Here is a 6443-nt window from a genome sequence, read left to right as displayed (position 1 = left end):
CAGGTCATTGCAGATCGGCAAGCGCATGCGGTGATTCCACCTAGAAAAAATGCGAAACCATGGAAAGATACAAAGAGTAGCTCGCTAGAGCGAAACGAATGACTTCGAACAGTTACACGTTTAGGCAGGACACTCTGGAAAAAATGGTCAGGCTATCATCGGCGAAGTTTGGTTGAAACTAAGATGCATTGCATCAAATTATTAGGAGATAAGCTCAGTGCAAGGAGTTTTGATAGCCAAGTGAATGAGATCCATGCACGTGTAGCCGTCCTTAACAGATTTACGGAATTAGGTCGACCACTTACCCAAGTTACGCCTTAAATTTGGCTCAATTAGGGGCGCTTTGCATTTCAAATCTTTGTGCAACAAAGCCACCTTAATAACGGATTTGTTTAACGCCAGCATACTTTTTGAAACACCACCAAATAAGAACGGGTGTTTAGCTTCAAATAAGAATATCTGTCCATTTAATAAGAATATGCAATTAATGCAATTTTGAAAAATCTAATTATAAAAGCCAATTATTTCAGCGAGATAATTGGCTTAAGTAAAGAGTCGTATTATTTGGTTATCCGCTGATCATCCCAATAACACGGTACTACAATCAAATTGTTTTCATGTAATCGTGACCATAATCGGATACCTAAATCTCGCTGCATATTTTGGACTGTGAAATTGGAAATCAGAAGGGTAGATTTCATGTTGTCATAACGACTATACAAAACCTTATGTACCATCTCCAGGCGTTTTTCATGCCGGTCATGCAGGCCATATTCATCAATCACTAATAAATCAAAACTGGAGAAATGGTCGATGACTTCTTTCTCAGAGCGTGAAGTATCTGACCAAGTATCCATCATTTTTTGAGCAATTTCTGCACTGGTATAGTAGCGTGCAGATTTTGTACTGTTATGCAGAATGTTGCGAATAATTGATGCACTCAGATGGGTTTTACCTGTACCCGGTGTACCAATCATCAACATGTTCGGGTTGTGGTCAGAAATAATTTGCTGTGCAAATGCCTGACATAGCTTGATGATATTGTCTTGTGCAGGGCATGCAACTACATAATTCTTGAAGCCACTATCCAGGTAGCGTTTATTGAGCCCTGAATTTTTAATTTTCTGTTGTAGCAATCGCTGTTGCAGTTCATCCTCATAGGCTGCATGTGAGTGATGCACGGTTTCTTTGGCACACAATTTACAGAGCCTGTGACCTGCGATTTCCATCAGGGGTGTATGATGGGTAGGACAGAGTGTTTCCGTTGTTTCTGAGTGAAACTGGAGTGTTTTAAGCATGGTATTCATGACTGATCTCCTAAATCCACTTTGAATTTTCTAAAAAATCCTCATTTTTTTCTTCAAAATTTGAAGATGAAGATGAAGATGAAGATGAAGATGAAGATGAAGATGAAGATGAAGATGAAGATGAAGATGAAGGGCATGGTTCAAGCATGACTTGAGTAATACTCAGGCTCTTCTCTAGAGCTGCTTGAGCATTTACTTTTCGTTGCATAGTTGATGCTTGAGCATTACTTGCAGATTTATTCCAGCGTGCTTGAGCTGCATTTTTAGCTTTATCAGATTTCATCTGTTGATTTTGCAATGCTTGGTTTTTTAAACTGGTTAAAAAACTTGAAAGAATTTGTTCAGATTCGACTTCAAATAATTCCAATGCTGTCAGCGTATTCAACAAAGTTTTAGCCTTGGTATGCTGCGGTAATTTCGTGATGCTGCATACCGTTGCTAAATCATGAGGAATAGTTCCATTTTTCCAGAAATCCATCATTAACAGCAGTGATGCACCGATTTGCTCTGCAGTCATTCGTGCAAATTTTGCCTGTAAGTCGCCAATATAGAGTGGCATCCAAATTGAAATATCTTTATGCATGTGTTCACCTTTTTTATAGGTATAGAGGGGCTAAGGTCATCGATTGGACGACCTTGTATATTTATTAGATCAGGGAGCTAAGCTCATTAACCGGAGGCGAGCCTGTTGGGCCAGGTCGTCGTAATGGGCTTGTCCATCATCCAGCATTCGCTGTAGCCAAAGTCTCAACGCCTGGTGATCATCGAAGCATTTATTGATTTCCAGCAAAAAGGCCAGATTGTGCAGTTTGGGAATGTGTAACTCATGAATGAGTTCACGCGCGACCATATCTGCTTCTGGGCTAACGACTACACCACCAAAGAAAGCTTTACTATTCATGTGCAAGCTCCTCTGTATTTAGTCTTTCCAGCATGGCTTCAAATGCACTGCCATCGCGACGCGTAACATTGGGAATATAGCGGCTGTAAACAGGGAACAGCATTTCAGTGGTCGAATGACCTAGCTGACGTGCAATCCATTCAGGATTTTCACCCGCAGATAACCAAAGTGTGGCAGCTGTGTGACGTGTTTGATAAGCACGACGAGGCGTTAATCCTAAAAAACGCAGGATAGGGTGCCATACACGCTTATTAACTAAACGGTAGTCTAGAGGACCACCATCACGGTTGCAGAAGACGAAGTCCGATTTTCCGTTGTTGAGGCTTTTCTGTTGCAGAAAGGCTTGGTACACCCGGTCATTCATCTGGATCGTGCGGTCAGAACCATACGTTTTGGTTCCACCAAGAACACCATTCACTAACGCTTCACGGATATGGATCTCACGACGTTGCAAGTCGATATTTTTCCATTGAAGGCCATCGATTTCACTGGTGCGCATACCCGTAAAAAAGCGGATGGTGTAATAAGGTTTAAAGTCGTCACGAACAGATGTAATAATTCGCTGAACTTCTTCAAGAGAGAAAGGCGTGACTTCAATCCGACCTTCTTTCAAACTTTTTATGTTTTTGTAAGGGCTATCAAAATCATATCGTTCGGATGCGCTATCTAGTATCATACGAAGTACTGTCATAATCTGGTTGATTCGTGATGGTGAAAGGCATTCTTGGTTATTTCCGTATGTCACTTTGGCGAGGGATGAACGGAATCCAAGGATGTCTGACTTTTTGATGTTAATAACAGAAATTGTTCCGAAATATGGAGTTAAATATTTTCGAATAACAATCCTAATTTTTTCTGCGTAGCTGCTACGCCATTCTATTTCTTTATCAGCAACCCATATTTCACAGTACTTAGAAAAAACAGGTGCTTTAGAACTCACTGCATTGATTTGGTTTTCAGCAGCTTTAATTTCTGCCAGTCGAGCACTTTTGGGAAAATATTTTGCATAATCAAATACACCTAAGAGCATTTCAGCTTCCATACGTTCAATCGCTTTTTCAAGTTTTTTGCGATTGTTAGGTGTGTCCTCCATTGCAGTTGTTTCACGGCAACGCTTATTTAAGTACCGAAAATCGATTGTAAGCTTGCCGTATCTAGTACGGATTGAAGCCATTGGCTTGAAACTCCTATTGTAGTTGTAGGCTATGTAGAGAACCGAACGAGGTTTTAGTCATGTCTTCCTCAATACGTTCCCAAACAAAAAGAATTTTGCGTCCACCAAATGGGCGAATGTAATGAACGCCTTCGAGTAAAACACTATCTTTGAGTTGATTTCGGATAGTACGCTCGTTGTAATGAATTCGTTCCGACAGTTCTTTTGTAGTAAGATACGTGAAGTTCATATGTATATCCTTTTAAAAAGTATCACAATGATGTTATTTAAGATCACAATGCAATACTATAAGCATTTAATACATCATGCAAGTACTTTATTACACAATGGTGGTAATTAATGATAGTTTGCAATTTACCAGTCTTATTAGCTGAGCGCAGAATGAAGGTTGCGGATGTTGCGCGTGAAACAGGGATGAGTAAAACTACTCTGCATAAACTCTATAATGGTCAATCGACGCGTATTGATTTTGAAACTATTGAAAAGCTCTGCTTATTGCTAAATGTAGAAGTAGGGGAGCTTCTAAAATTACAAGCTGATGAAGACTAAGTTAATGAAATATTAATAAAAATAAGGTGACCAAATTTGGTCACCTTCCTTTTTTGAAGTATTTTTAATTGTGAGAACAGTCGTTAAATCTGGCTCTTTGGGCAGAGTTTTTGAAACTAGAAATGATTAGTATTTGTCGATATTTTTATTGCGTGACCAAATTTGGTCACGATCCTATTTGATCTTGTAAAAATATTGAATTGAAAATAATAGAAGTCTAATGACATAGAAATTTTCGATGGAATAATTTTTTAAGCAGTTTTAGAAAGGGGTTCTTATCTTTTTGATTTATTGAAGGCACTTTTTGGTCACTTATGGTCACCTGCAAATTGAAGACGTTGGGATAGACGTTATTTGAAAGCAGTCTAAAAATCTTTCTTGTTTTAAAAAATCTAATAAAATCAACAATAAAAAAGCCCCCATCTTTCGATGAGGGCTTTCTGAATTTGGAGCGGGAAACGAGACTCGAACTCGCGACCCCAACCTTGGCAAGGTTATGCTCTACCAACTGAGCTATTCCCGCATATATAAGCAGTTTTTACTAAAACTTTCTCAAAAAAAAACCAATTTGGAGCGGGAAACGAGACTCGAACTCGCGACCCCAACCTTGGCAAGGTTATGCTCTACCAACTGAGCTATTCCCGCGTGCCGCTTATAATACATTAAGCAAAACAAGGGTCAACAACTTTATGCAAATAATTATGCTGATTGCATAAAATAAAAACAGAAATGACCATTTAGCGGTATTTTTGTTGTTAAGTTGCCGAATAAATAGACATTTTGTTTGAAGTCAAAGCATACAAGAGCAACTTTTGTTTGTGTGTAGACAAGGTATACTAGGTTCAAATATACGAATAATCGTAAAAGGAAAAGCTATGAGCCTTGAACAACAGTTGATTGAACGGTTACAAACACTTGCACCTAGTCATTTGGAAGTGATCAATGAGTCTGCCGGGCACGGTGGTTATTTTCCAGGCAAGGAATCTCATTTTAAAGTGATTATAGTGAGCGACGAATTTAATGGATTGCGTTTAGTTCAACGTCATCAAAAAGTATACGCCTTAGCTTCTGATTTGATGAATCCGGGCCAAATTCATGCTTTAGCAATTCATGCTTATTTGCCAAGTGAGTGGCAAGGTCAAGCACCTGCTAGCCCAGAATGTGCACATGCACCTAAAAGCTAAGGGTTAATTTCATGGATGCACATTTACTCACTAAAATTATTCATATGACTGCGGTAGCTGCTGCACTTATGGTCTTTGTCTTACGCGCTTCAACTCTGTTTATAGGTGTTCAAGGTGAACAACCCAATCCAGCAGGGCGTAAAGTATTAGTTGCCTTACAACATTTGTCATTTACCGTGGTTTTCATTACGGGTGCAATTTTGTTAGTCATGAAAGACTTTCAAGTACAACCGTGGTTTTACGCTAAAATTATTCTATTTTTAGTGTTGTTATCTTCCCTGATGAAAGCCTTTAAAAAAGATGACACTCTTTTGTTGGCACAGCGTCGTGCAGGTTTGGTCATTAGTGCGATTGCATTTATTGCTATTATTATCTTAGTGATTGTGAAACCTGTTTTTGCTTAATTGTTCTACATTCTTTGCCTTTTTGATTAAGCTCTAGGTTAAACTGCGTACAGTAAAATAATATGCAGAGGGAAACATGTTAACTCGTGTGGTGTTTAACCAAAAAGGCGGTGTAGGGAAATCAAGTATTACTGTAAATTTGGCTGCAATTAGTGCCAAACATGGCTTAAGAACATTGGTGATCGATCTTGATCCTCAAGCCAATTCTAGTCAGTATCTTTTAGGTGACGAAGCAACCTATTCTGCTGAAAAATCAATTTTAGAGCCAAATATCGAAAATTTCTTTGATGATGTGTTGGGCAACAATCAACAAAAGGGTTTAATCGGTAACGCATTAGGTTCAATTTTAAAAGCTCCAAGAAATAAAGATCTCGACAGTTTTGTTCATTCAACTCCTTTTGCAAAATTAGATGTGCTTCCAGCAAGCCCTACACTTGGCGCGCTTGAACATGCGCTTGAAAGTAAACATAAAATTTATAAATTACGTGATTCGATCCAAAACTTAGTTGGGCGATATGACCGTATTTATATAGACACACCACCAGCATTTAACTTTTTTACTCTTTCTGCTCTGATTGCGGCAGATAAAGTACTTATTCCTTTCGACTGTGATGTTTTTTCAAAGCGTGCGTTACAAACATTGATTGAAAATGTTCTCGAAACGCAAGATGATCATAATGATCGCTTGGAAATTGAAGGAATTGTGGTGAATCAATTCCAATCCCAAGCAAAATTACCTCGGGAAGTGGTTCAGCAGTTAAAAGATGAAGGGTTGCCTGTACTCAATAGCATGTTACCGCCTTCGATTTTGATGAAAGAATCGCATCAGAAAAATTTACCTTTGGCCCATTTGGCACCCGAACATAAATTGACTCAAGCTTATGAGACATTGTTTGGTGAGATTGAGCCAAAACGATAAGAGAA

9 protein-coding genes, 2 tRNA genes and 1 pseudogene are annotated in these 6443 nt (G+C 38.8%); 5 read left to right on the top strand and 7 right to left on the bottom strand.

From position 1 onward, the window contains the following. Positions 1-321, top strand: a pseudogene (locus MKL51_RS15200) (transposase); the annotation flags it as partial. Between the two features lie 239 nt (positions 322-560). Here the strand turns inward: MKL51_RS15200 and MKL51_RS15195 are convergent. From MKL51_RS15195 to MKL51_RS15175, 5 genes are all read right to left on the bottom strand, one after another. Beyond that, entirely contained in the window at positions 561-1307 is a 747-nt protein-coding gene (locus MKL51_RS15195; RefSeq protein WP_068534509.1) for an ATP-binding protein, read from the bottom strand. 10 nt (positions 1308-1317) lie between these two features. Continuing rightward, a complete protein-coding gene (locus MKL51_RS15190) occupies positions 1318-1890 on the bottom strand; it encodes a DUF1376 domain-containing protein (protein ID WP_068534512.1) in 573 nt (190 codons plus the stop codon). 69 nt (positions 1891-1959) lie between these two features. Further along, positions 1960-2208, bottom strand: a complete 249-nt coding sequence (locus tag MKL51_RS15185) for a hypothetical protein (protein WP_004684367.1) — start codon at positions 2206-2208, stop codon at positions 1960-1962. Beyond that, positions 2201-3382, bottom strand: a complete 1182-nt coding sequence (locus MKL51_RS15180) for an Arm DNA-binding domain-containing protein (RefSeq protein ID WP_270904346.1) — start codon at positions 3380-3382, stop codon at positions 2201-2203. Before MKL51_RS15180 ends, MKL51_RS15185 begins: the two co-directional genes overlap by 8 nt. A 13-nt stretch (positions 3383-3395) precedes the next feature. Beyond that, positions 3396-3611, bottom strand: a complete 216-nt coding sequence (locus MKL51_RS15175) for a hypothetical protein (protein WP_004684369.1) — start codon at positions 3609-3611, stop codon at positions 3396-3398. 110 nt (positions 3612-3721) lie between these two features. On the opposite strand from MKL51_RS15175, the gene MKL51_RS15170 reads away from it, so the two are divergent. Then, positions 3722-3931, top strand: coding sequence for a helix-turn-helix domain-containing protein (locus tag MKL51_RS15170; protein ID WP_017396932.1), 210 nt, complete (start codon positions 3722-3724; stop codon positions 3929-3931). Positions 3932-4378: 447 nt separating this feature from the next. Here the strand turns inward: MKL51_RS15170 and MKL51_RS15165 are convergent. After that, positions 4379-4454, bottom strand: a tRNA-Gly gene (locus tag MKL51_RS15165). Between the two features lie 46 nt (positions 4455-4500). Further along, a tRNA-Gly gene (locus MKL51_RS15160) sits at positions 4501-4576 on the bottom strand. 230 nt (positions 4577-4806) lie between these two features. Between MKL51_RS15160 and MKL51_RS15155 the strand changes: the two genes are divergently transcribed. From MKL51_RS15155 to MKL51_RS15145, 3 genes are all read left to right on the top strand, one after another. Beyond that, complete coding sequence (locus MKL51_RS15155; RefSeq protein WP_002114074.1) at positions 4807-5115, top strand: BolA family protein; 309 nt, start codon at positions 4807-4809, stop codon at positions 5113-5115. 11 nt (positions 5116-5126) lie between these two features. Further along, positions 5127-5519: a SirB2 family protein gene (locus MKL51_RS15150; RefSeq protein WP_005071964.1), complete on the top strand. Its 393-nt coding sequence runs from the start codon at positions 5127-5129 to the stop codon at positions 5517-5519. Between the two features lie 76 nt (positions 5520-5595). Next, entirely contained in the window at positions 5596-6438 is an 843-nt protein-coding gene (locus MKL51_RS15145) for a ParA family protein (protein ID WP_005071966.1), read from the top strand. The last annotated feature ends 5 nt before the right edge of the window (positions 6439-6443 follow it).

The sequence above is a fragment of the Acinetobacter sp. AOR18_HL genome (assembly GCF_027855145.1).
GTDB classification, from domain to species: domain Bacteria; phylum Pseudomonadota; class Gammaproteobacteria; order Pseudomonadales; family Moraxellaceae; genus Acinetobacter; species Acinetobacter pittii.
The sequence above is the reverse complement of the archived record's forward strand: the minus strand, read 5'-3'. Positions and strand labels throughout refer to the sequence as shown.